The 24047-nt window shown below is 46.5% G+C and carries 22 protein-coding genes; 15 read left to right on the forward strand and 7 right to left on the reverse strand.

Features of this window, described 5'->3' with window-relative positions; all coding sequences use genetic code 11:
* Window positions 1-27 precede the first annotated feature (27 nt).
* Entirely contained in the window at window positions 28-1455 is a 1428-nt protein-coding gene (locus tag EHQ17_RS06875; protein ID WP_135592351.1) for an MBOAT family O-acyltransferase, read from the reverse strand.
* A gap of 41 nt (window positions 1456-1496) precedes the next feature.
* The gene (sppA, locus tag EHQ17_RS06880) at window positions 1497-2477 is read right to left on the reverse strand and encodes a signal peptide peptidase SppA (RefSeq protein WP_135592353.1); all 981 of its coding nucleotides are present in this window, start codon (window positions 2475-2477) and stop codon (window positions 1497-1499) included.
* Between the two features lie 134 nt (window positions 2478-2611).
* On the opposite strand from sppA, the gene EHQ17_RS06885 reads away from it, so the two are divergent.
* From EHQ17_RS06885 to EHQ17_RS06905, 5 genes are all read left to right on the forward strand, one after another.
* Complete coding sequence (locus EHQ17_RS06885) at window positions 2612-3517, forward strand: aldose epimerase family protein (protein WP_135592355.1); 906 nt, start codon at window positions 2612-2614, stop codon at window positions 3515-3517.
* Window positions 3518-3593: 76 nt separating this feature from the next.
* Entirely contained in the window at window positions 3594-5297 is a 1704-nt protein-coding gene (locus EHQ17_RS06890; protein WP_135592357.1) for a DNA repair helicase XPB, read from the forward strand.
* Window positions 5298-5369: 72 nt separating this feature from the next.
* On the forward strand, window positions 5370-6587 hold the full coding sequence (locus EHQ17_RS06895; protein WP_135592359.1) for a pyridoxal phosphate-dependent aminotransferase: 1218 nt from the start codon (window positions 5370-5372) through the stop codon (window positions 6585-6587).
* 3 nt (window positions 6588-6590) lie between these two features.
* The gene (locus tag EHQ17_RS06900) at window positions 6591-7535 is read left to right on the forward strand and encodes a hypothetical protein (RefSeq protein WP_135592361.1); all 945 of its coding nucleotides are present in this window, start codon (window positions 6591-6593) and stop codon (window positions 7533-7535) included.
* Entirely contained in the window at window positions 7517-8347 is an 831-nt protein-coding gene (locus tag EHQ17_RS06905; RefSeq protein ID WP_135592363.1) for an alpha/beta fold hydrolase, read from the forward strand. Before EHQ17_RS06900 ends, EHQ17_RS06905 begins: the two co-directional genes overlap by 19 nt.
* On the opposite strand, the gene EHQ17_RS06910 is transcribed toward EHQ17_RS06905, so the two are convergent.
* Complete coding sequence (locus EHQ17_RS06910) at window positions 8304-9782, reverse strand: sodium:solute symporter family transporter (RefSeq protein WP_135592365.1); 1479 nt, start codon at window positions 9780-9782, stop codon at window positions 8304-8306. The two genes, EHQ17_RS06905 and EHQ17_RS06910, sit on opposite strands and share 44 nt — an antisense overlap.
* A 168-nt stretch (window positions 9783-9950) precedes the next feature.
* Between EHQ17_RS06910 and thrB the strand changes: the two genes are divergently transcribed.
* The gene (gene thrB / locus EHQ17_RS06915; protein WP_135736169.1) at window positions 9951-10916 is read left to right on the forward strand and encodes a homoserine kinase; all 966 of its coding nucleotides are present in this window, start codon (window positions 9951-9953) and stop codon (window positions 10914-10916) included.
* 144 nt (window positions 10917-11060) lie between these two features.
* On the opposite strand, the gene EHQ17_RS06920 is transcribed toward thrB, so the two are convergent.
* Together EHQ17_RS06920 and EHQ17_RS06925 are read right to left on the reverse strand one after the other, a co-directional pair.
* A complete protein-coding gene (locus tag EHQ17_RS06920; RefSeq protein WP_135592369.1) occupies window positions 11061-11705 on the reverse strand; it encodes a hypothetical protein in 645 nt (214 codons plus the stop codon).
* A gap of 7 nt (window positions 11706-11712) precedes the next feature.
* The gene (locus tag EHQ17_RS06925; protein ID WP_135592371.1) at window positions 11713-12024 is read right to left on the reverse strand and encodes a hypothetical protein; all 312 of its coding nucleotides are present in this window, start codon (window positions 12022-12024) and stop codon (window positions 11713-11715) included.
* A gap of 297 nt (window positions 12025-12321) precedes the next feature.
* On the opposite strand from EHQ17_RS06925, the gene EHQ17_RS06930 reads away from it, so the two are divergent.
* The 9 genes from EHQ17_RS06930 to serB all read left to right on the forward strand — a co-directional run bounded on the left by EHQ17_RS06930 (window position 12322) and on the right by serB (window position 20827).
* Window positions 12322-13374, forward strand: coding sequence for a DsbA family protein (locus tag EHQ17_RS06930; protein WP_135592373.1), 1053 nt, complete (start codon window positions 12322-12324; stop codon window positions 13372-13374).
* Window positions 13375-13399: 25 nt separating this feature from the next.
* Window positions 13400-14380: a malate dehydrogenase gene (locus tag EHQ17_RS06935; RefSeq protein ID WP_135592375.1), complete on the forward strand. Its 981-nt coding sequence runs from the start codon at window positions 13400-13402 to the stop codon at window positions 14378-14380.
* Between the two features lie 21 nt (window positions 14381-14401).
* A complete protein-coding gene (locus EHQ17_RS06940; protein ID WP_135592377.1) occupies window positions 14402-15526 on the forward strand; it encodes an aminotransferase class I/II-fold pyridoxal phosphate-dependent enzyme in 1125 nt (374 codons plus the stop codon).
* Window positions 15527-16192 (forward strand): dethiobiotin synthase, encoded by a 666-nt coding sequence (gene bioD / locus EHQ17_RS06945; RefSeq protein WP_135592379.1) that lies wholly within the window; start codon window positions 15527-15529, stop codon window positions 16190-16192.
* Window positions 16189-17490 (forward strand): adenosylmethionine--8-amino-7-oxononanoate transaminase, encoded by a 1302-nt coding sequence (gene bioA, locus EHQ17_RS06950; protein WP_135592381.1) that lies wholly within the window; start codon window positions 16189-16191, stop codon window positions 17488-17490. The genes bioD and bioA overlap by 4 nt, the downstream gene beginning before the upstream one ends.
* 40 nt (window positions 17491-17530) lie before the next feature.
* Window positions 17531-18613, forward strand: coding sequence for a biotin synthase BioB (gene bioB / locus EHQ17_RS06955; RefSeq protein WP_135592383.1), 1083 nt, complete (start codon window positions 17531-17533; stop codon window positions 18611-18613).
* A gap of 362 nt (window positions 18614-18975) precedes the next feature.
* Window positions 18976-19152, forward strand: a complete 177-nt coding sequence (locus EHQ17_RS19760; protein WP_165783426.1) for a hypothetical protein — start codon at window positions 18976-18978, stop codon at window positions 19150-19152.
* Window positions 19153-19159: 7 nt separating this feature from the next.
* Complete coding sequence (locus EHQ17_RS06960) at window positions 19160-19903, forward strand: GDSL-type esterase/lipase family protein (RefSeq protein ID WP_135592384.1); 744 nt, start codon at window positions 19160-19162, stop codon at window positions 19901-19903.
* 15 nt (window positions 19904-19918) lie between these two features.
* Window positions 19919-20827 (forward strand): phosphoserine phosphatase SerB, encoded by a 909-nt coding sequence (serB, locus tag EHQ17_RS06965; protein ID WP_135592386.1) that lies wholly within the window; start codon window positions 19919-19921, stop codon window positions 20825-20827.
* On the opposite strand, the gene mutS is transcribed toward serB, so the two are convergent.
* Both mutS and EHQ17_RS06975 read right to left on the reverse strand, forming a co-directional pair.
* Window positions 20810-23353 (reverse strand): DNA mismatch repair protein MutS, encoded by a 2544-nt coding sequence (mutS, locus tag EHQ17_RS06970; RefSeq protein WP_135592388.1) that lies wholly within the window; start codon window positions 23351-23353, stop codon window positions 20810-20812. The two genes, serB and mutS, sit on opposite strands and share 18 nt — an antisense overlap.
* Entirely contained in the window at window positions 23350-24000 is a 651-nt protein-coding gene (locus EHQ17_RS06975; protein ID WP_135592390.1) for a phosphoribosylanthranilate isomerase, read from the reverse strand. Before EHQ17_RS06975 ends, mutS begins: the two co-directional genes overlap by 4 nt.
* Window positions 24001-24047 lie beyond the last annotated feature (47 nt).

Below are 24047 nucleotides of genomic sequence, written 5' to 3' on the forward strand. Positions count from 1 at the left end.
AAGTCCTTCTTTTAATTTCGGAACAACTTAGAATTGGAAATAAATAAATTCCCCTCCGCCGTCCCCGAAAACACCCAATAACAAAAGTAATAACACGCTTAAAACGGGAATCAGAAACGCGGAACGTTTTTCCAATTTACCCATCCAATTCGGATAATACTGGAAGAAGTTAAACCCCATCGTAAGTAGGATGAATAAAAATAATTCCTCCCAACGAGGAAGTATTTTTCCGGTAAAAATATTTCCGTAACTCGAAAGAAGATCCCGCATAAACGGAACCGCATTTTTACCGGCCGATCCGCCTCGGAAAAAAAGACCGGAAAACATAAAAAGGTGAAGCGTAAACGCGATTCGCAACGTTTTTATCCAAGTAAACGCGGGTTTTGTTTCGGTCGAAACAAGGTTTTGCCTAGGTTCCAAAATCCGTTCCAACGCCAAGATCAATCCCAGATAAGCTCCCCAAAGGACGAAGGCTATGTTCGCCCCGTGCCAGAGTCCACCTAAACACATCGTCAAAAACATGTTCCATTGGGATCTGAATTCCCCCTTTTTGCTTCCGCCTAACGGGATGTAGATGTAGTCGCGGAGCCAGGTCGAAAGAGTGACGTGCCACCTTCCCCAAAATTCCCGAAAGGAGGAGGATAAAAACGGGCCTCGAAAGTTTTCCGGAATGTCGTATCCGAGTAAGAAAGCTGATCCGCGGGCGATGTCCGTATAACCGGAAAAATCGCAATAAACCTGACACGCAAAACCGAACATGGCGAAGTAGGTCGAAGCCGCGTGGTATGTTCCCGGCTCCAAGAACAAAGGCCCTACGATTCCCGCGATCGAATCCGCTAAAATGGATTTTTTGAACAATCCGAAGATAAGGAGCCACAGGCCACGTTTCATTCGATCCTTGTCGATCTCGGGATGATCCAACTTAGGAAGAAAATCCGTGGAACGCATGATGGGACCTGCGATCAACTGCGGGAAAAATAGGATGAACAAAAAATAATCCCTCGCTCCGATCCGATCGGGAATCAAACCCCTGTGGATGTCCACCTGCAACGCGATCAGCTGAAACGTATAAAAACTGATGGCCAAGGGGAGCAGGATTTCCACCGAACTTCCTAAACGTTGCCAAAGTTGCATCCCGGTCACCGCGGAAAGGGAATCCATTAGAAAATAATAATATTTGAAAAAGGCAAGATTGATCGCGTTTAATACTACGATCCATTTCAGAAGGGCGGAGGTGGATCCTCCTTTTTCCCGGATTTCAAAGAGTTTATTGGAAAAGTAGAAGTTGCCTCCGATGATCAAAAGGAAGTGTAAGAGAAACGCGATATGGGAGTAACCGTAAAAAATCACGGAAGAAACGAGCAGGACCCTTTTTTTCCAAAGCCCGGAAACGTTCCAGTAGATCAGATACGTGATTAAAAAAAGGAAAAGATAGGGTAGGGAATTGAATAACATCGATATACCGGAACGTAAATTCTAAATTTATAATGTTTTTTTCAGTACGACCATAGATACAAAAAACGTACCCTTCTTTCCGATCCGAGTATTTTGGAAATCGTGGATTCGGGTTTTAACTCGGTGGATTGCACCTGATAAAAATTCGCGCGTTTGTCCAAACTCTGCGTATAGTAGATGATCCTCGGAGCGGTATTCCCGGGGGTTTTGCGATAATTCGGAAGAGCCATCGTTTCCTGAACCGCGTTTTCGAAATATCCGATACGATCGATCAGACCGTGGTGTAGCGCTTGGGACGCGGTGAAAATTCTTCCGTCCGCGAGTTTTCGTAGATCGCTCGGATTTTTTCCGGGCCTTCCGGTTTTTACCACTTCGAAAAACTTTTCATACAAATCGTCTACGATGGCTTGGAGCAGTTTTTTCTGTTCGGGAGTCAGGTCTTCGAGGGGGGAGCCGATCGTTTTGTTGCCGCCGGATCGGATGGATTGGTCTTTAATCCCCAATTTATCGAGACCTTCCTTTACGTTGATTCCGGAGAGGATGACTCCGATGGAGCCGGTCACCGACGTGGGATGCGCCATGATGAGATCGCTCGCCATCGAGATATAATAGGCTCCGCTTGCCGCTGTGTCCATGTAAAGAGAAACGACCGGAATTTTTTTCTTGGTCTTAAACTGAAGCACTTCTCGGTAGAGGATGTCGCTCGCGGTCACGGAACCTCCGGGAGAATTGATTTTGAGAATGACCGCTTTGATTTCCGGATCATTTTCCGCGATTTCCAGTTGTTTTTTTACTCCCGCGAGAATGGAATCCTCCTGACCTCCGAGGAAACTCTTTTCTCCGTCGTCGCTGATCACTCCGTCGATCGGGATGATCAGGATTTTATCTTCGTGTTTTCCGGTGAGAAGTTTTTCCCTCAAATCGCCCGCTTTGCCGGAGCCGCCTAAATTGATCGTAAAACAATGGGTGAATAAAAAGGAAAGAAGTAAGGCGTGAATCCAAAATAAAATCCGTCGTTTCAAAGAATTTCTCCTGTGGAATCGTCAGTTTTCATCACGAAAGCTGGTTTTCAATTCCTTTCCTTAAAAGCCCCCGTTTTTAAAAAAGAACGTAAAATGAATGGAAAGGATCGGGAATTCGTGCAGTTTGGACGATCGTGTCGGAAATTTTCAGCGAACGTTCCCGGATTCGATTTACCGAAAGAGGGAATCAAATCCTTTCCTGGTCATGGAAACATCCTCTGAGCGGTCAGTCCTTGGAGATTCTTTCCGGATATGATCCGAACGAGCCTTTTTTTCATTCCGGTTCTTTTCTCATGTATCCTTGGGTCAATCGTCATACGGGGGATTCGATCCAACTCGGGGAAGAGGTCCTTTCTTTAGCCGGCTTGGGAGTGCGGGACGCAAACGGATTCCCATCGCACGGACTTGCGTTCGATTGGAGGCGGAAGTTGATCGATCATTCTTCCAAGTCCTTGTTGTTCGAATTGGTTCCGGACGATGTATGGACGGATACGAGTTTGTACCGTGTGCGAATTCGAGAAGAATATTCCATCGATCGAATTTCCAACGAGGAAGTTCTGACTCTCAAAACGTATTTTCTCAATCGGAATCCGTTTCCGTTCCGTTTTTGTTACGGGTATCATCCGTATTTTAGAATGAAATCTTCGAAACGAAATCCTCTGCTTCGGTCTAATTTGAAAAAGCAGATCCCTTTGCAGGAAACTCTGATTCCGGTGTATCCGATCTACGGCAAAATGACCGATCGTTTTGAACAGGATCGGATTCCTCCGTTGGATTCCCTGTTTTACGGAGAGGAACCCTTGGTACGACTTTTGATTCCGGAAGAATCGTATCAGGTTCGGATTCAATCTTGGAGCGGAAGTTCCGATGAAATTCCTCTTTCGTATGTGCAGATTTATACGGACTTTGCCGGAGCACGGATCGCCGTCGAACCGATGAGCGCTCCGGGAGATGCGATCTCCCATGGATTTTCACTTACCAACTTACTTCCGGAGGAAGAAAAGAGCGGTTGTTTTCAGATTCTTGTCTCTCCTTTGTGAAAAATCCTTATTGTCGCATTCTACTTGACAGAAAGGGGTCGATTTTCAGTCTAAACAAACAGGAAACCAGACACAAATGAGCAAACCTTTAATCGTTCAGAGTGATAAAACCATGCTTTTGGAGGTCGATAACCCCGAATTTGAGGCCTGTCAGAGCATTGTTTCCAAATTTGCAGAACTAGAAAAAAGTCCCGAATACCTTCATACATACAGAATTTCACCGCTTTCTCTTTGGAACGCGGCTTCCATAAAAATGAGCGCGGACGAAATCGTGGAATGTCTGGAAAAATTCTCCCGTTATTCCGTTCCGAAAAACATAGTCAACGAAATCCGTGAACAGATCAGCCGTTACGGAAAAGTAAAACTCGTTAAGGAAGAATCCGGAGAACTCGCAATCATCTCGAATGAAAAAGGATTTCTTCAGGAAATCGGAAATCATAGAGCGGTTCAACCGTTCATAGAAACGACCTTCCCCGATAAGATTTATATCAAAAAAGAATACCGCGGTCATATCAAACAGGCGCTGATCAAGATCGGTTTTCCCGTGGAAGATCTCGCGGGTTACGACGAAGGAAACAAATACGGATTCAACCTAAGACCGGAAAGTATCAGCGGCAAAAAGTTCGGAATGCGCGATTACCAACGGGCTTGTGTGGAAGTTTTTCACGCGGGAGGCGGAAACGAAGGCGGTTCCGGAGTTGTGGTGCTTCCTTGTGGTGCGGGGAAAACCATCGTTGGAATCGGAGTAATGCAGATCGTGGGTGCGGAAACTTTGATTCTCGTTACAAACACTCTTTCGATTCGCCAATGGAGAAACGAAATTTTAGACAAAACCGACATTCCCCCCGAGGACATCGGCGAATATTCCGGCGAAGTCAAAGAGATTCGTCCGATCACGATCGCCACTTATAATATTCTTACCCATAGAAAGAAGAAGGGGGGGGATTTCACGCACTTCCATCTTTTCAGCGCGAACAACTGGGGATTGATCGTTTACGACGAGGTTCACTTGTTGCCCGCTCCGGTGTTTCGTATGACGTCGGAACTCCAAGCGAAACGAAGACTGGGATTGACTGCGACGCTTGTGAGAGAGGACGGTTTGGAAGAAGACGTATTCTCCCTGATCGGACCGAAAAAATACGATGTTCCTTGGAAGGAATTGGAAAGTAAATCCTGGATCGCGGAGGCCAAATGTAAGGAAATCCGAGTGAATATGGACGAGGATCTTCGTTTGAAATATTCCATAGCCGACGACCGCGAAAAATTCAGGTTGGCCTCCGAAAATCCGGAGAAAATGAAGGCGATCGAGCTGATTATGAAAAAACACTCCGAGTCGCACCTTCTCGTGATCGGACAATACATCAATCAGCTGGAAGAAATATCAAAGAAATTTAATATTCCTTTGATTACCGGTAAAACCCCTTTACCGGAAAGACAAACTTTGTATGATGCGTTCCGTTCCGGAAAAATCAAATCCCTCGTGGTCAGTAAGGTTGCAAACTTTTCGATCGACCTTCCGGACGCCAACATCGCGATTCAGGTCTCGGGAACCTTCGGTTCCAGACAGGAAGAGGCGCAGAGGTTGGGTCGGATCCTCAGGCCGAAAGGACACGACAACACGGCCGTTTTCTATTCTCTGATTTCCAGAGACACCAACGAGGAACGTTTCGGTCAGAATCGTCAGCTGTTTCTTACCGAACAAGGATACGAATACGAAATTTACACCCTCGATCAGTTCCGGGAAGCTCAGGAAGAGTTGGCGCAGCTTGCTGCTCAATGATTCCGATCTTTCGGTTTCCATCGATCGAACGACGGACTTGATACAAGTTAAAAACATACAAAGAGGAACAGCATGGATCTCAGCGCAAAAAGGCTGAACGTCATCGAGCCATCTCCCACGCTCGTAATCACCGCAAAGGCGAACGAGTTGAAAAAAAAGGGAGAGGACATTGTTAGTTTCGGAGCCGGGGAGCCGGATTTTGAAACTCCGTCCCATATCAAAGACGCCGCGAAGAAGGCGATCGATAAGGGAATGACGCGTTATACGGCTGTTTCCGGAACCGTCGAACTTAAGGAAGCGATCGTACAGAAATTCAAACGGGATAACGACCTCGCCTACGATAAAAGTCAGGTAATCGTCGGAACGGGCGGTAAACAGGTCATCTACAACTATTTCCTGGCGACGTTGAACCCGGGCGACGAGGTGATCATTCCTTCTCCGTATTGGGTGAGTTATGCGGACATCGTCCGTCTCGCGGAAGGGGTTCCGGTTCTCGTTCCCACTTCACCGGAAGGCAACTTTCAGATGAGTCCGGAACAACTCAAAAAAGCGATCACAACAAAAACGAAATGTCTGATTCTCAATTCTCCCTCGAATCCTACCGGAGCGGCGTACTCCAGAAAGGATCTGGAAGCGTTAGGCGAAATCGTGTTGTCGTCGGGTATCCAGGTCATGAGCGACGATATCTACGAAAAGATCGTCTACGACGGATTTTCCTTCTCCAATCTCGCGATGTTGTCGCCCGATCTTAAGGCCCGCACGTTCGTCATCAACGGGGTTTCTAAAACGTATTCCATGACCGGCTGGAGAATCGGCTACGGAGCGGGAGATATCCAGATCGTAAAAAATATGGATACGATCCAGAGTCAGTCCACTTCCAACCCCTCCTCGATTTCACAAGCGGCGGCGGAAGCCGCGATCGCGGGGGATCAGGTTTGTGTTGAGGAAATGAGAAAGGCTTTCGAAGAAAGAAGAAACGTCATCGTTTCCCTTTTGAACGCAATCCCCGGAGTGAGCTGTAACAAACCGCAAGGCGCATTTTATGTTTTCCCGTATCTCACGGACGTTTATAAAACTCCCGGATTCGAAAGACTAAAACGGGAATCCTCAGAAAAATCGCTGAGTAAACTTTTCTGCAACGTTCTATTAGAAAAGTATAAAGTAGCGGCGGTTCCCGGAATCGCCTTCGGAGAAGACGACGCTCTGCGTCTTTCCTATGCGATGGGCGAGGTGGATATCAAACGCGGGGTCGAAAGAATCGCGGAAATGATACGGGACCTGAGCAAGTAGACGATGAAACGGATCCTTCCGATCCTGATTTTGACCGCGATGATCTTCTCGTCGCAGTTGCGGGCGGGAGATTGGCTGGTAACCAAACCGAACGCGCCTTTGTATCTTTTCCCCGATAAAAAGTCGGAAATACTAAGGCGGTTGGGTTTCGGAGAAGTCGTAAAAAGCAAAAACGAAAAACCGAACGATAAAAATTTCCGATTCGTAACGGATAACACCGGTTTGAGCGGGTGGAGTGAAACGGCTCTTTTGTTCGACATGGAAGAGAAAGGCGGTTATCGAATCGTAGTTCGTTCCATCGATAGAATGTTGTATTCGACGAATACAGGAATCAACGAGCTGGAATCCGTGTTTCAATATCTAAGCGGTTTGGAAGAGAACGGTTTGTATCACGGCGACGAATATCTCTATCTCAAAATCCGTAGATCTGTCGTTTTGTCCAAAATTCTGGAACTGCTACAGGATGGGGAAAGTAAACGAAGGGAAGCCAAACTTCTGGATTATCTTTCCAAAAGTCCTGGCGAAATCATCCCCGGAGAACGGGGAAAACCGGCTCGTGTGAATCCGGAAATTTTTTGGAAGATCGGAGAGGAATTTAAGGACAAAGGTCCGGGCGATTTCGCGTCGTTTTTAGGGGTAAAATTCACGCCGGAAGCCGGTTGTAAACGGGACGTCTTCTGTTTTTTGAACGAAGAACGAAAACGAAGACTACGTTATCTGCAACTACAGCCGAACGGAAATTATTCAACCGTATTCGCGTCTCAGATCTCGAAACGGATGGAATCCTTTGTCAAAGATCCGGAGACGATTCCTTGCGGATCCGATCCTACGAAAAAGGAGATTTTCGAATCGTTTCGTAAGGATTTACAACTCCTTCCTTATCGTTACGGAAAACGCTATCATTCCTTTTTGAAACTCGTCCAGAAAGAATGTCTGCAATCGAATTAAATCATAAAAAGATTCCCTTCAAATCGGACGAGACCCAAACACCTCTCTGCGGTCCGATTATCGTATTACACGGATTATTCGGTTCTTCCAAAAATTGGCTGAGCGTGGGCGAATTTTTAAGCGCTTATTCGGATGTTTATCTTTTGGATCAGAGAAATCACGGCGATTCTCCTCATACGTCCGAACAATCTCTCGTTTCCATGGTGGAGGATTTGGAACTTTGGATTTCCCAAAGAAATCTTTCTTCTCCCGTGATTTTCGGACATTCCATGGGAGGTTTGACCGCCATGGGATTCGCATTAAAAAATCCGAATATTCCGGAATCGATTCTGGTTCAGGACATCGCGCCCCGCGATTATCCGTTCCGTTATGAAAGGGAATTGGCTTGTCTTCGCACCGACGTTTCGGAATTCAAATCGAGAAACGAAATCGACGCCGCCCTGGCAAAAATCCATCCGGATCCGTTTATACGCGGTTTTTTGGAAATGAATCTGGAACGGTCCGAATCCGGCGGATATCGATGGAAACTGAACGTAGAAGGGATAGCGGGTTCACCCCGTCTGTTGGAGGATTTTTTTTCACGTTATGCGGAATTCCCTTTTGCGGGTGAAACCTCGTTTATCATCGGAGGCGCTTCGGATTATTTTTCGGAGGGTGACCGAGACGTGGCCCGTTCCTTTTTTCCGAATGCAAAATTTTATTCCATCCCCGACGGTGATCATTATATTCACTTTACGAAGGCGGAAGAATTTAAAAGGGTTTTAACGTCTATTTTTCGGAAAGACGCAGATTCTGAATTTTTAACGCGATAAATCCGAGAAAAAAACAGGTTCCGATTCCGAAAGGAACCAAATACGTAAACCCGAGCCCGGTCCATTTTCCGAATCCCAGGGTGAAAACCGGAGTCGCTAGTATACAGATCGATGCGGTTGCATCCCTTAATTTTTGCATATAAGAAAAAACTGAAATTCTTCCGCTTAAAAAAATCGCGATGATCGGTCCGACGGTGTAAGAAGCGATGGACAAGCCCAGTTCCACGAGTCCGGTTTTGCGGGTCGTCAAAAACAAGGGAAGTAAGGAACTCAATAAAAGAATCGCCCCCCAAAATAAACTCAATACGTTCGATCCGAATCGTTCGATTTTTAGGTCCACTTTCGTCGTTAGAGAGAGTGAATTGATCGAACTGGATAACGTGGACATGGCCGATGCCAAAATCGCAGCCAATAAAAAGCCTGTGATCGGCGAGGGGATCTCCTCTAGGATGAATTTGGAAAAAACCTTGTCCTTGGGTAAGGCGGATCCTATATAATAAAAATATAATAGAACTCCGATCAATAAAAACAGGAAAAATTGAAAAAATACGAAAATTCCAGAAGAGATCATCGCCTTTTTCGCGTCGGTTTCTGATCTACAAGCTAACACGCGTTGTACGAACATCTGATCCACTCCGTGTGTTCCTAACGTCAATAGGATTCCTCCGAACAAAGCCGTCGGAAAGTAGTAGGGAGACGAGATCTGGGTCCATTCAAAAACCTTCAACTTTCCCGATTCGTTTGCGAGAGCCAACAAATCGAATCCGTTCTGTCCGCGTTTCCAAAGAAGATAACTCAAAAAGAAAAACGCGAAAATTCCTCCGGCGACGTAAATCAAAAACTGCAGCGAATCGACCCAAACGACCGAGCGAAACCCTCCTTGTACCGTATATAGAACCGTGATCGCTGAAATCAGGATTAGGCTCAGGATTTCGATCGATACGCCGGAGAATCTGGAAAATCCGTACTGTTTTAGGAACACTTCCAAAAGAATCGCGACGGGAATCGCAGAGGCGTACATTCGTACTCCGTCGCCTAAGATACGGGTCAGTTTAAACAGAAACGTAGTCGTCTTTTGTGCGGTTTGTCCGTAATTGGCTCCGACCCATTCGTATACGGATACGAATCCGGATCGATAATACATAGGGATAAAAAGTTGAGCCACGATGATCCTTCCCAGAACGAAACCGAGGCCTAGTCCGAGAAAGGTTAGATTTCCCGAATAACCGAGTCCGGGAATATTCAAAAAAGTGAGTGTGGAGGTTTCCGTCGCGACGATCGAAAAGCTGAGCGGAATCCAGGACAGTTCTTTTCCCGCTAAAAAATAAGAGGAGGAAGCTTCCTTGTCTTTTTTTTTCGAAGTGAACCAGCCCGAGAACAATACTAAAACGACGTATAAAAAGACCACGAGCAGATCGGCGAGAGTGAAGTTCATATCGGGCAGAATCCGTCCGCTTCTACGGTAGAAAACTCTTTTTCTTACTTCTTAATTTCGAAAAGCAAATGACGTTTTGCTTTGGAGCGAAATCCTGGTCTTAACTTTTACGTTTTCGATTCCGGGTTCGCGAAGATTGCGAACTTCGTTTTCGCCTCCTTTTACAGAATGGTTTCGATCCGTCAATATTCCATACGTGTTCCCGGAACGTCCGCGAATTTAGGTCCGGGTTTCGATTTGTTCGGTCTTGCGTTTCGTATTTACAATCGTTTTCAGTTTCGTTTTCTTCCGGAGGGCGAATTTCATACGTCGGTAAAAGGAATGGATTCGCTTCCGTTTTCTCCGGACGAAGACCTCGTTTTGGAATCGTATCGTTCTTACTTTAAGACCTTTTTGAATGACACCGCTCCCGTTCCGTATTCCCTTGTTATGGAACTCGGACTTCCGATGAAAGGTGGATTGGGTTCGAGCGCGAGCGCGGCTGTCGCAGGATTTTGTGCCGCGCGGTTCGCCCACAAAAATTTTTTTCCTAAAATTCCTCTTCCTTCCGAAAACGGCTTTTTGTATCATCTGGCTCGTATCGAAGGTCATCCCGATAATACGATTCCAGCGTATCTGGGCGGGTTTGTGTTTTCTTATTTTAACGGCGAACGTCTGGAAACGATCAAAAAGAAATTTCCGAAACGGGTGCGTTGTTTTTTACTCGTTCCGGGTTTGGAAACTTCCACACACCAATCCAGAAAGTCGCTTCCCTCGGTATATTCCACGGAGGATGTGATCTTTAATATGAGTCGCGTCGCCACGTGGATGGAGTTTTTGGATTCCGGAAAAACGGAACTCTTACGTTTGGCTTTGGAGGACAAGGTTCATACCCCGTATCGTATGCACTCGGAATTCGAATTAAATCCTTTGTTAAACGAAGTGGAAAAACATCTCATCGGATATTCGCTTTCGGGAAGCGGACCGTCCGTCCTACTTTTTTGCGAAAGAAAAAAAGCGGTTCGAGTGGAATCGATCCTACGTGAAAAAACTGCCGCATTCGCGGAACGGACGCATTTCGATTGCCGTCTTCTTTCCTTAAAAGTGGAGGAAGGGGGGGTCGAGGAATCCTTCAAGAATATTATAAATTTCTAAAATATTTCGGGGGGTGTCCCTTCGTTTCGTAATTTTAGATAAAAAACCGAAATCCAAAAAACTCCGGAGCGGCCTTCCAGAATTGTTCCCGGGCTGAAAGAGTTTTTTTTCCTTTGCTTGCATTTCGTCGATTTCCGAGGTCGATCATTCCTCTTCTTCCCGCTCCTCTTTTCCGAAAGCGTACAATCCTTTTTTTACCGGAGTTCTGCGGTTCAGTCCGGGGTGAATTTTCGTTACGGTAAAAATGAAACGCATTCTTTCCTTCCCGTAGTTGTTGATGAAAAATTCCGAGGAAAGACTGATTTCGAAATACTGGGTCATCCTTTCCTTCACCACCTTATCCGAAATACGAAAGTCCGCGTTTTTACCGATGACTTCGTAACTATCCAATTTTTCGGTGGATTCCATTTTAGAAAACGTGGGCATCGCGGGAGGTTTGAAAAGAGCGGGGGCGTTTCTAATGATTTGTATCTCGTAGTCTTCCGTATCCTTCGCCTTTTTGAAATTGAATACTAGGTGATCGTCGGAAATAGCGTTGCAATAGGTTTTGAGTTCACCGGAGGTTTGTCCGATGGTATAACGCACGTTTCTTTGGCTTTCGGAGACCACGAGTACGAAACGATCTCCTTCTTCAGGCGGAGTTCCCGAACCGGCGCCTTGTTTTTTTAGTGCGGGGTAGATGATTTCTTGAAAGAAGAGAAAGGCTAAGCCTGAAAACGCGACCAATCCCGTCAGGATCAGAAGGACGTCCAAGCCAATCGTATAGATCAAACCTAAAAAAAGGAACAAGCGGATCCTATCTTCTTACGTCGATTTTGTGTTCTGCGACATCTTCTCCCATTCGGGAACGAACCATCATGGAAAGAAGATTTTTCATTTGTTCCGGGCTGATCACTTGATTCATCCTTTCTTCAAAAGAAACGGGAGAAGGTTTCATCACCAATTCCTCGGGTTTGATCTCCTGTTTTTCCCGGAGACTCTCGGATGGCTCCGGTGAAGCGGTTTCGTTTTCCCTCGTTTGTGTAGAGTGCGGTTCCGAATTCGTTTCTCGAGCCGTCTGGGGCCAGGAGAACGAAATCGCACTGCCGTTTAATCCGGTAATCGTCATAAACCCGAACCTCCTTTTGGGTATCGTTTCTTTTCCAATTTCGAAAAGAACTTTCTCTATTAACTCTATCGGTAATAGGAAATTGACTTTAGGGTTTTTTCGTTTTTTTTTCGAAAATCCGCCCGGTTTCAAAATACAACGAACGAGGAAAACCGGTACGAAAGCCCAGCCGGAACATCCGGCAAACGGTTAGGGAAGTCGCCGAATTTATCGTTTGCCAGTGAGCCTCGGGTTTCTACTCTGGTTCGTAGGGAAGCCATTCTGCGGTTTTTCGAGCTCCTCGGGAGAAATATTTCCATGCAAGACATAATTGACAAACTTAAATCACGAGAGTTGAGACCTGTGCTCATCGTTTCTTCCGTATTCCTACTTTATATAGCGCTTACGAGTCCTTTGGTCGTGAATTTCTTTTCCCCGGATGGAATCGCCGAAATCAACGGAAAAACATATACGATCCGGGATGTAGAAAGCGAAAATCCGAAATTGGCGCGTAAGTATCATTCCGAAAACGGAGACCGTTTGTACCGTTTGCTTTCGGAATTCGCCAGTAAAAAGGTGATCGCGATGGCCGCAAAGGAGCGTAACGTCTCCGAAAAGGAATTGATGGAACCCGCCGTGGAAGAACCCACCGCGCAGGAAATGAAGGACGTCTACAATCAATTCAAGGACACTCCCGCGCTCAAGGGAAAATCCTTCGAACAGGTGAAAGCGGACATTCAAAACCACCTGATTTCCCAAAAAAAAGAGGAGGCACGTAATTCCCTCTTCGCCCAACTCCGCAATCAATATAATATTTCCGTAAAGGTTCGCGAAAAGGATTTTCCTCCCGTTCGTGATACTACTATCGCAGCGGGAAACAATCCTTCCTTGGGACCGGAAAACGCAAAAGTAACGGTCATCGAATTTTCCGATTTCGAATGTCCGTATTGCAAACGGAGCCAGGACGTGAACTCCCAATTGAGAGCGAAATACAAGGATCAGATTCGTTGGGTGTTTCGGGATTATCCTTTGTCCTTTCATCCCAACGCGATGTTCGCTCACATAGCGGCGAATTGTTCCGCACCGCAGGGGAAGTATTGGGAATTTTTCAACGTATTGTTCGAGAATTCCGGAAATCTTTCCAAGGAAAGGGTTTTGGATTTAGCCAGAAACAACGGTTTAGAGATGAAGGCGTTCAGTCAGTGTGTCAATGACGCTTCGGTTCGTAAGGAAGTGGAAGCGGATTTGGCGGAAGGAGAAAAATACGGGGTCGGCGGAACTCCCGCTTTTTTTATCAACGGAATTATGGTGGAAGGCGCTCAACCCATCGAAGCGTTTACCAAAATCATCGATCAAGAACTTAAAAATTAAATCAGAAATTAGGAGTCAGCCGACTATGAGTAAAACGGTGAAGGTCGCTGTTACGGGCGCTGCGGGACAAATCGGATATTCTCTGCTTTTTAGAATCGCTTCCGGACAAATGTTCGGATCCGATACGGCGGTGGAAATTCAAATGCTGGAATTGGAAGCGGCTCTTCCTGCGGCAAAGGGTGTGATTATGGAGTTGGAGGATTGTGCGTTCCCTCTGCTTCAAAAAGTAACCGTTTCTTCGGATTTGGACGTCGCGTTTAAGGATATCAATTGGGCGCTGCTCGTAGGATCCGTGCCTAGAAAAGCGGGTATGGAGCGGGGAGATCTTTTGAAGATCAACGGGGGAATTTTCGTCAACCAAGGAAAAGCGATCGAAAAGAACGCTTCCAACGACGTTCGGATTCTCGTGGTAGGAAATCCCTGCAATACGAATTGTCTCATTGCGATGAACAACGCGAAGGGTGTTCCGCAGGACCGTTGGTTTGCGATGACCAAACTCGACGAAAACAGGGCTAAGTCCCAACTCGCTTCCAAGGCGGGAGTTCCCGTAAAGGAAGTTACTCATCTTGGCATTTGGGGAAATCATTCCTCCACACAGTACCCCGATTTTTATAACGCAAAAATTTCCGGAAAACCGGTAACGGACGTAATTTCCGATCACGAATGGTTGCAGGGGGATTTTATCAAGAACGTCCAACAGCGGGGCGCGGAAATCATCAAGGCGAGAGGTGCTTCCTCTGCGGCCAGCGCCGCCAACGGGGTAGTCGATACGGTTCGCGGAATTTTGAATCCTACCGCGGCGGGAGACGCGTTCAGCGCGGCCGTCGTTTCCGACGGTTCGTATGGAGCGGAAAAAGGTTTGATTTTCGGTTTTCCTTTGAAGTCGGACGGAAAAAAAGTGGAGATCATTCAAGGTCTTCCTCTGAACGATTTCGCAAAGGAAAAGTTCAAAATCACACACGACGAACTCATTTCCGAAAGAAACGAAGTTAAGGAAATGCTTTAAAAAAGAAGAGGTTTTTTCGAACTGAAACCATCCAACTTTCTTCAGAAAGCCTCTTCGATCTTAGAATCCTTACGAAAGGATCTTTTGTTTCGAACCCTGGAAGTTCCTTCGGGGTTCGATTTGTCTTCCAACGATTATCTTCGATTATCCAAACATCCCCGACTGATTCAATCCCTCAAAGAGGGTTTAGATCGATACGGAGCCGGTTCCGGGGCTTCGCGTTTGGTCAGCGGGCACAGGGATTGTTTTGATTTAGCGGAACGTTCGGTTTCCGCATGGACGGGAGCCGAAGACGCGCTTTTCGTCGCCAACGGATACGCGGCGAACGTGGGTTTGCTTTCCTGTTTGAGCAACGCAAAGACGGAGGTTTTCACCGACCGACTCAATCATGCTTCGATTTTGGACGGGATTCGTCTTTCCGGTGCGGAGAAAACGTATTACAAACATCTAAACTTAAATCATCTCGAAGAACTTCTCAAAAAATCCAGCAAACGGGAAAAGATCATCGTTTCCGAAACCGTTTTTAGTATGGATGGTGATTTGGCTCCGATCGAAGAACTGCTGGAACTAAAACGACGTTATGACGCCGTTTTGATTTTGGACGACGCTCACGGAATCGGGGTATTCGGAGAAAACGGGGAAGGAAGAGCCTCCCAGATTTTGGGAAGGGATAAAATTCGGGAAGTGGACTTCATCACATATACGGCGGGAAAGGCGCTCGGATTGGAAGGGGCTTGGATCGGCACTTCCACGATCGGGCGGGATTTTCTCGTCAACCGTATGCGGACCTTCATTTACTCGACCGCCCCGTTGCCTGCAATCACACATTCGATTCCGACGGCGGTGGATTTGCTTCAATCGATGAAGGAAGAACGTACGATCATTTTGCGAACGGCCGAACGACTTCGGGAAATGCTGTTCGAAAAAGGATACCCCGCTTCGAATTCCAGGTCCCAGATCGTTCCCGCGCTTTTTCCTTCCGAAAAATCGGTGTTAGACGCCGCCGAACTCTGTAGAAACGAAGGTCTTCACGTAAAAGCGATCCGACCTCCCACCGTAACCGTTCCCCGATTGCGACTGAGCGTTCACTCCGATACGGACGAAATCCTATTAGAAAAGTTGATCTCTCTTCTCCCGGAGTTATGAATGGCCGTTTTTATTTCCGCAACCGGAACCGATGTGGGAAAAAGTTTTTTCAGCGCTTTGCTTATGGCGAAATACGGCGATTCCTACGGACTGAAATATTTCAAACCGATTCAGACGGGATCGGAGGACGACCGTGCGGCGGTGCAAGGTTTGACCGGTTTGCCGGAAAGTTCTTTCCTCAAAAATTACTATTCGTTTTCCTTCGCGGGTTCTCCGCATTACGCTTCCGAATTGGAAAAAATCCCCGTGGACACGGAGGAGTTGGTGCGTCATCTCTACAGTATTCGGGAGGAAAGGATCGTCATCGAAGGCGCAGGAGGATTGCTCGTTCCGTTGACGCGCAGTTTTCTTACCATCGATTTGATTCAAAAGTCGGAAATCCCTCTCGTGCTCGTAGTTCCCGTATCTTTGGGGGCGATCAACCATAGTTTGTTGTCCTTGGAAGCGATTCAAAAAAGAAATATAGATTGCAAAGGGATTTATTTTTTGGGAACACCGGACGATACCACCGAAGACAACGTAAGAACGATTCTTGAATGGAGCGGTGCGAAGTTTTTAGGATCGTTTTTTTTCGATTCCAAGGAAAGACTGAGCCGCGAAAAATTCACGGCGGACTGTGTACCCCGTTTCGATTCGGACGGACTTCTTAAGGATCTATTTTTGTGATTTGGTATCCGTTTACGCTTCAATACGAACCGGATTCTCCGGTAAAAATCGTCCGCGGGGAAAAGGAATTTTTATACGATGAAGGAGGGAATTCCTACATCGATGCGATTTCGTCCTGGTGGGCCAATATCCACGGACACAATCATCCGAAGATCATACAGGCGATTCGGGATCAACTCGACCGATTGGATCACGTTCTTTTAGCAGGTTTTACGCACGAACCCGCTGAAACCTTAGCCGCTCAACTTATGAAAATTACGGACGGTCTTTTTCATAAGGTACTGTATTCGGACAACGGTTCGAGCGCCGTCGAAATCATGATCAAACTCGCGTATCAGTATTTTCGGAATATCGGTCAATCCGAGCGAACTACATTCATAAAATGGAATACTTCGTATCACGGAGATACGATCGGCGCCATGAGCGTGGGCGGAGACTCCGTCTTCAACCGGGTTTTTTCCGGGCTTTTGTTTCCTACGAAGGAATTTCCTGCGCCGAATTGCAATTTTTGCCCCGTGGGAAAACTTCCCGATTCTTGTCGCACGGAATGTCTTCGAACGATCGAAGAATATTTGGAGGCACATCCGAACGAAGTCGCCGGGATCGTGATTGAACCGCTCATTTTGGGCTCGGGCGGAATGGTCTTTTATCAAGAGGAAGTGCTTCGTTCTTTGGAACGGACCGCAAAAAAATACGGAGCGTTTTTACTCGTGGATGAGGTTTTTACCGGGTTCGGACGGACGGGTTCTTTTTTTGCGTATCAAAGAGCGGGAATCCGTCCGGACCTCATCGCGGTGGCCAAGGGGCTCAGCGGAGGTTCGCTTCCGATCGCGGCCACCTTGGTTTGCGAAAAAATCCATTCCGCATTCGTGAACCCCGATCCGGAGAAGGGATTTTACCACGGTCATACGATGACTGGAAATCCTTTGGCGTGTCGAGCGGCTTTGGCTTCGATCGAACTCCTTCAGGAACCGGGTTTTCTAAAGCGCGTTCAGGAGCTCGAAAAAAAAATCAACGTGGGACTCGAGTCGCTTGAGCGGGAGTTCCCACATAGAATCCGGAATCGTCGGGTCCTCGGAGCGGTCGGCGTACTGGAATTGGAGGTAGGTTCCCAAGCGGGTTATACGTATCCGGGGAACAAAATTCTCAAAAAGAAATTTTTGGAAAAAGGGGTACTGCTGCGTCCTTTGGGAAACGTATTGTATCTGGCCCCTCCGTATTCCATCTCCGATTCCTCTTTGGAGAAGGTTTTTAACGCCATTCGCCAAACCCTCTCCGAAACCGATCTGGGGAAATAGGCTTTTCAAGAAAGACAGTTCGTCTCAACTTGTCAGAAGCATGTCCACAACTCTCTCAAAGAACGAAAAAATATTTTCCGAAGTTCCCAGCCTTGTCACCAAGGAAGAAGCTCTTTCTATTTTGGACGGATCCGTTCCGTTGACGGCTTGTTTGGATCGGGCGTATCAGGAGAGGAATCGCTACTTCGAAAATAAGGTTCGAATTCATATCTTAGATAATATCAAAAACGGATATTGCCCCGAGGATTGCGGGTATTGTGCGCAGAGAAAGAACGCGAATTCGGGAGTTCAGGAATATCCGATGAAATCCGAAACGGAAATCTACGAAGACGCGCTCCAAGCCAAACAAAACGGAGCGTACCGGTTTTGTATGGTCACTTCCGGCACCGGCCCGAACCGACCGACGACCGAAAAACTCGCTTCCACCATCCGCAGAATCACCGACGAACTGGGAATGAAGGTTTGTCTTTCGGCGGGATTGATCGACGAAGAGAAGGCGCAGCTTTTGAGCGCCGCCGGATTGGATCGTTACAATCACAACCTCAATACTTCCGAAAATCATTATCCGGAAATATGCGATACACACACGTATTCCCAAAGAGCGGAGACGCTTGCTTCCGTATCGAAAGCAGGAATCGGAATGTGCAGCGGAGTCATCGTCGGAATGGGAGAGACGCTTCGCGATATCGTGGACGTCGCTTTCGAACTCAAATCGTTTCGAGTCATTTCGATTCCGGTGAATTTCTTTATTCCCGTAAAAGGACACGCGATTCGAAATCCGAGCGTTTTGACTCCGGAGCTTTGTGTGAGAATTCTCTGTCTTTTCCGATTGGTGAATCCGGATTCTGAAATCAGGATCGCCGCAGGAAGAGAAGGGCATTTGCGTAGTTTATCCGCCACGGCGCTCTTTGCTGCAAATTCTTTGTTTTCATCAGGATATTTGAATGTGAAAGGATCCGATCTTCCGGAAACCGTCCGAATGATTCGGGATGCAGGTTTCGTACCGGAACTTGCGGACGGAGGAATTTTGGAGGAAGTGGAAGAAGGTGAATCTCTATATTCCGAAAAAAATTTTCCTGAACTCTATAAGTTCCGGAAAAAAATCTCCGAGGAAAGTGCGTAAAAAAACCAGATTTTGACATTTTTTAGGCTTTCCCGGGCAACATTTTTCGATTAATTTGAGTCTCAAGTATTTGAAACTTTTCGATTTAGGAATTCTTTCGAATGGGAAACGAAATGGTTCCAAGGAAAATTTCCGTTCTCGTTTATGGAACGAACGAAAAAGAATCGTGTTTTTTCGAAACGTAGAAGCGCGTTATGCGCTTTGTCGGAGTAAAAACGTATAACGAAAAAATACGGAACGAAAGCGGAAAAAATCCGGAAGACGAGGGATTCTTTTTTTAAAAGGAAATGGATCTATTTTTTTTTAGAATCGATTGAAAGCTCGGTTCGATCTAAAAACCTGGTATTACTGGAGTTAACTGGATGAAATATAAAATAGAAATCAATAAGCTGAAGAACGGATACATAGAAGCAAAGCTCATTGATACTGTTTCCAATAATCCGATCGAATTCAGGATTTGCGATTCGGAGGATTATCTCCAAGCCCAGATCGCGGATTGGCACAAACGATTTCATATGAAAGAACCGCAGGAGCAGTGATTCTTCCTTGGTAAGGTTACTTCCCGCCGTATTCTTTCTTTCGTTTTTCCTTTCCTGTATTTCCCTATTTAAAAAATCCTATACCGATTATTCCAGCCCCAACTTTGAATGTTGGGCGGGAAGCGGTTATCGTTCTTCTGAAACTTTCGAAAAATATCGCGTACTTTGGTCCACGATGCGGAAACTCTACCAAGAGGAAAATCGGAGGATCAAAAGCGCGAACGTGGTGTTTGCGGGCAATTCTCTCATTCAATTATTTCCTCGGGAACTTTTGGAGCGCGAGTTTCCGGGTGCGGTCAACCGTGGAATCGGCGGAGATATGACGGAATTATTCCTCGAACGTTTGGACGAAGATATCCTTTCCTTGTCTCCGAAAGTGATCGTTTTAGAGATCGGCGGAAACGACCTGATCCAGGGAAAGTGTTTGGATGGGATCGAAAAAAATCTCGTTTCTATTCTGGATAAAATTTCCAGCACCGCACCGAATACGAAAGTAGTCGTTTTGAGCGTTCCGCCGGTTCGAAATCAAACCCTGAATCAGATTTCTCCCGTACTCAATCTGAGTTGGGTTTCCATTTTACCTGCCTATAAGAACGTCGTATTTTTGGATAATTGGCAGTGGCTCCGCGAAAAAGATCGACCGGCTTTGCGACCGGAGTTTTGGTTGGAACGGGATAAGATTCATCTCAACGAAAACGCGTATCGAATTTGGGTTCAAAAACTCAAACCGCTTCTGCAACCGTATCTCTGATCTTTAAGGTACGTTTTGTTACTCATTCTCACACAAAATCCAGACTCGGTTCGGGAAAAAATTTTTTCTTCCTCCGGAAAATTGGGGAGCTTACGTTCTGCCGAAGAATGGACGAGCGGAATTGGGAAGGGGAACGCTTCGAAAGAAAACGATTCGAAAGAAAACACTTCTTCTTGGTCTCGAATGGTCTGGGGGGATCTAAAACCGTTTTCCCGCGAAGATTTGATTTCTTTGCGATCCGAGCTTGCGGAAATTCGTTCCGATTCACTACAGTTGGAAGGTCTGCTTGATCCCGATCGTAAGAGTTTATTCGCCTTCGATATGGATTCCACTTTGATTCGTCAGGAAGTGATCGACGAGTTGGCGAGATATGCCGGCGTTTACGACGAAGTGGCTTCCGTAACTCGGGAAGCAATGGAAGGCCTTCTTGATTTTCAGGAAGCTCTTTACAAACGTTGTTCGTATTTGAAAGGACTTTCCGTTTCGGTTTTTGCGGAATTGTATCCCCGTTTGGAACCCAACGACGGAGTCGCAGCACTGTTGTCCGGTCTTTCCAGTAGAAATGTGAACACGGCGGTTTTTTCGGGCGGATTTACGGATATTCTCGAATACTTTCAAAAGGATCATCCAGTCGGAGAGATTCGCGCCAATGTTCTCGAACGGGTAAACGGAATTCTTACGGGAACGGTCCTCGGAGAAATCGTGGATAAAAACAAAAAGTTGTCGTATTTCCGGGAAATCCGAGATCGGGAAGGAATCGATCCTTTGCAGACTGTCGCGGTCGGAGACGGCGCCAATGACGCCTTGATGTTGAACGAGGCTGGGATCGGGATCGGGTTTCACGCCAAAGACGGTTTGAAAAAACTCATCCTCAATTGGATCGACTTCGCTCCGATGGATTCTCTCTTACTTTTGTTTTCTTAGTTTTTTCTGAAATTCTTCCAAGGCGCGCAAGGCTTCGATCGGAGTCATTTCCTCCAATTTCAATTGAAGAATGGTTTTTTCCGTAGGGGAAAGTTCCTGCTTTTGTTCCGGCTCTTGAAACAGAAGCGGTTGTGCTTCCTGGATTTTTATTTCCTTCTTTTTGGATTCCAACTCGACCAATAGTTCTGCGGCCCGTTTTACGATCGGTTCGGGAACTCCTGCGATTTTTGCCACGTAGATCCCGAAAGATTTTTTCGCCTTTCCTGCGCGTACCTTTCGAAGAAACAAAACCTTATCCTCTTTCTCCAGGGTTTCCAGATAGAGGTTGAAAATTCCGCTCAAACGCGAAAGTTCCGTGAGCTCGTGGTAGTGAGTCGCGAAAATCGTTTTGGGTTTAACGGTCAATGAAGAAAGATATTCCAGGATCGCCCAGGCGATGCTCATTCCGTCGTAGGTAGAGGTTCCTCTTCCTACTTCGTCGAAAAGTATGAGCGACTCCTCGGTGCATCGGTTTAGTATGTTCGCGGTTTCCTTCATTTCCACATAGAACGTGGATTCGCCTGCAGTGAGATTGTCCCCGGCGCCGATTCTGGTAAATAATTTATCAACGATCGGAAGCGAGGCTTTTTTTGCGGGAACGAAAAATCCCATCTGAAACAAAATCTGATTGAGCGCGATCTGTCTCATGAACGTTGATTTTCCCGCCATATTCGGTCCGGTGAGAATTGCGATCGATTGTGTCTGCGAATCGAGTGCGATCGAATTCGGCGTGAATTCCTGTCCTACGGGAAGTGTGGCCTCGACGACTGGATGTCTGGATTCCTCCAAATCGAGGGAGCGATCCTCGGACAGACGGGGTCGGATCCAATTGTATTTGTCCTTTGCAATCAGAGACGCGATTTGAACGTCCAAGTCTCCGATTTCTTCCGAAAAAGAAAGAAGCGCGGAGGAATATTTCAAAACCTCTTCGACGAGGATCGCAAATTCGGCCCGTTCTATTTCCGCTATGATTCCGTCGGCCTCAAGGATCGTTCTTTCTATTTCCTCGAGTTTCGGAGTCGTGAATCGTTCGCTTCCGACTAACGTTTGTTTTTTGAGATAATCCTTCGGTGCTTGTTCGGCTTGAACCCGGGAGATTTCTATGAAATATCCGACGATCTTGTTGTATCTGATTTTTAAGGTGTTTAATCCGGTTCTTTTTTTCTCTTCGGTTTCTAAATCCAAGATCCAGTCTTTACCTTTGGTTCCGGCTTCGCGCGCCTGATCCAGTTTGGAGGAGAATCCAGTTTTTAAAAACGGACCGTTTCCCAAAATCACGGGAAGATCGTCGCCCGGATTCAGTCTGGCCGAGATGAATTCGGAAAGTAATTCCAACTCCCGCGTCGGAATTAGAAACGGATAGGAAAGTTCCTTCATACGTTCGGTCAGTTCTTTTCCGGTTTGAATGGAATTTAGAATCGCTCGAAAATCCCTAGGATACGCGTGGTTTCCTCGGAAGCGAGTCAGAATTCTTTCCAAATCCCCGATGTCGCGTAACGTTTGGGTGAAAGGAGTGGTCGAGGTTTTCGAAAGGAGATCCTGTTTTTCCCAGCGCGAATATAGGACGAGCGGATCACATTCCGGAAACAATATCCTCTGTTTGAGAAGTCGTTTCCCTTTGGCGGTAGAGCAGAAGTTGAGCACCGAGTATAAGGTGTGGTTTTTCTCCTTTTCGTTTTCCACGAGTTCCAGATTTAGGATCGTCTCCCGATCCATTTCCAAAAAGTTTCCCGAAGTTAAAATCCTCGGTTCACGAAGTACGAGTCGATTTCCTCTGTACGTTTCGCGTATGTATTCGTTGAGATAATACGACAGGGAAAAGAATGGATCCTTGTCCTCGGCGCGGGTTTGATCCGGTAAAACCGTAAATTCGCGATTTTTAAAATATTCTAATGTTTGAAAGAAAGAAAGATCCGATTTCGGGACACAGATTTCGGAAGGACGAAATTTCTCCAATTCCGCCGTTAATTTTTCCAATCCGGCGACGGACGCCGAGGAGTAGAAGAGTTCTCCCGTGGAGACGTCCGCCATGGCGAAATATACGAGACTTTTTTTCAGATGTAGGATCGCGAGATAATTGTTCTGATACCCGGATAATAAATTCTCCTCGATGACCGTTCCCGGAGTGATGATCCGCACCACCTCCCTTGCCATAAGTTTGGAACCGGGTTCCTCCGATTTGGATTGTTCGCAGATCGCGATTTTTTTTCCGGCGTTTAAAAGTCTGGAAATGTAGTTGTCCTTTGAATGATAGGGAATGCCGCACATAGGAACCGAGTTTTGCCGTTTGGTAAGTGCGATGTCCAAAATCGAAGAAGCGATCTTGGCGTCCTCCAAAAACATCTCGTAAAAATCCCCCATCCGGAAAAATAGGATCGCGTCCGGTAGTTCCTTTTTGATGGAAAGAAATTGTTTCATCATCGGAGTGTTCAGTGCGTCGGCGAGGTCGCTCCAATATTCCGCGTTCGTTTCCGGCGTCGTGTTCATACGATTGTTTTTGCGTTCCTGATAAATTGAATGATTTTGTGCGGATCTTTGACTCCGGGTGCGGATTCTACCCCGCTGGCTACGTCCACTCCGTACGGCTGAACCGTTTCTACGGCGGTTCTTACGTTCTCCGGAGTTAACCCTCCCGCCAATAAAAACCTACGTTGTACGCCGGATACGAGTTCCCAGCGGAAGGATTCTCCGGTTCCTCCGCCGGCGTCCTTGGAATAACTGTCTAAAATCAATAGTTCTCCGGGAACGTTCCGTAAATCGGAGTCGGAAATTTCTTTTTGAACCCGATACGAACAAATCTGGCGTGAGCCCAAAAGTTCCTCCTTGGAAATCGTACGCAACATCGGATCGTCCCAAACCCATTGAACGAGATCGTGATCCAAGGTGGAACGTACGGTTCGGATTTCCTCCGGAGAATTTTTATAGAATAAGAGTACGATCTCCGGGCCGTCGTTTTGTGAACGCAGATAACGAACGATCTCTTGCGCTTTCGATACGGTAACGTTGCGCGGACTCGCGCTTACGAAATTCAATCCGATCCAATCCGCACCTTCTCCGACACAAAGTTCGGCCGTCGGTATGTCCCGAATTCCGCAGATTTTCACTTTGGGGATAAGATTCGTTCGTAAACTCATGATCGAAGTTTTTCCAGTCTTCTTCGAGGGTTTCTTTAAATCACGTA

The sequence above is a fragment of the Leptospira gomenensis genome (genome assembly GCF_004770155.1).
Lineage (GTDB): Bacteria > Spirochaetota > Leptospiria > Leptospirales > Leptospiraceae > Leptospira > Leptospira gomenensis.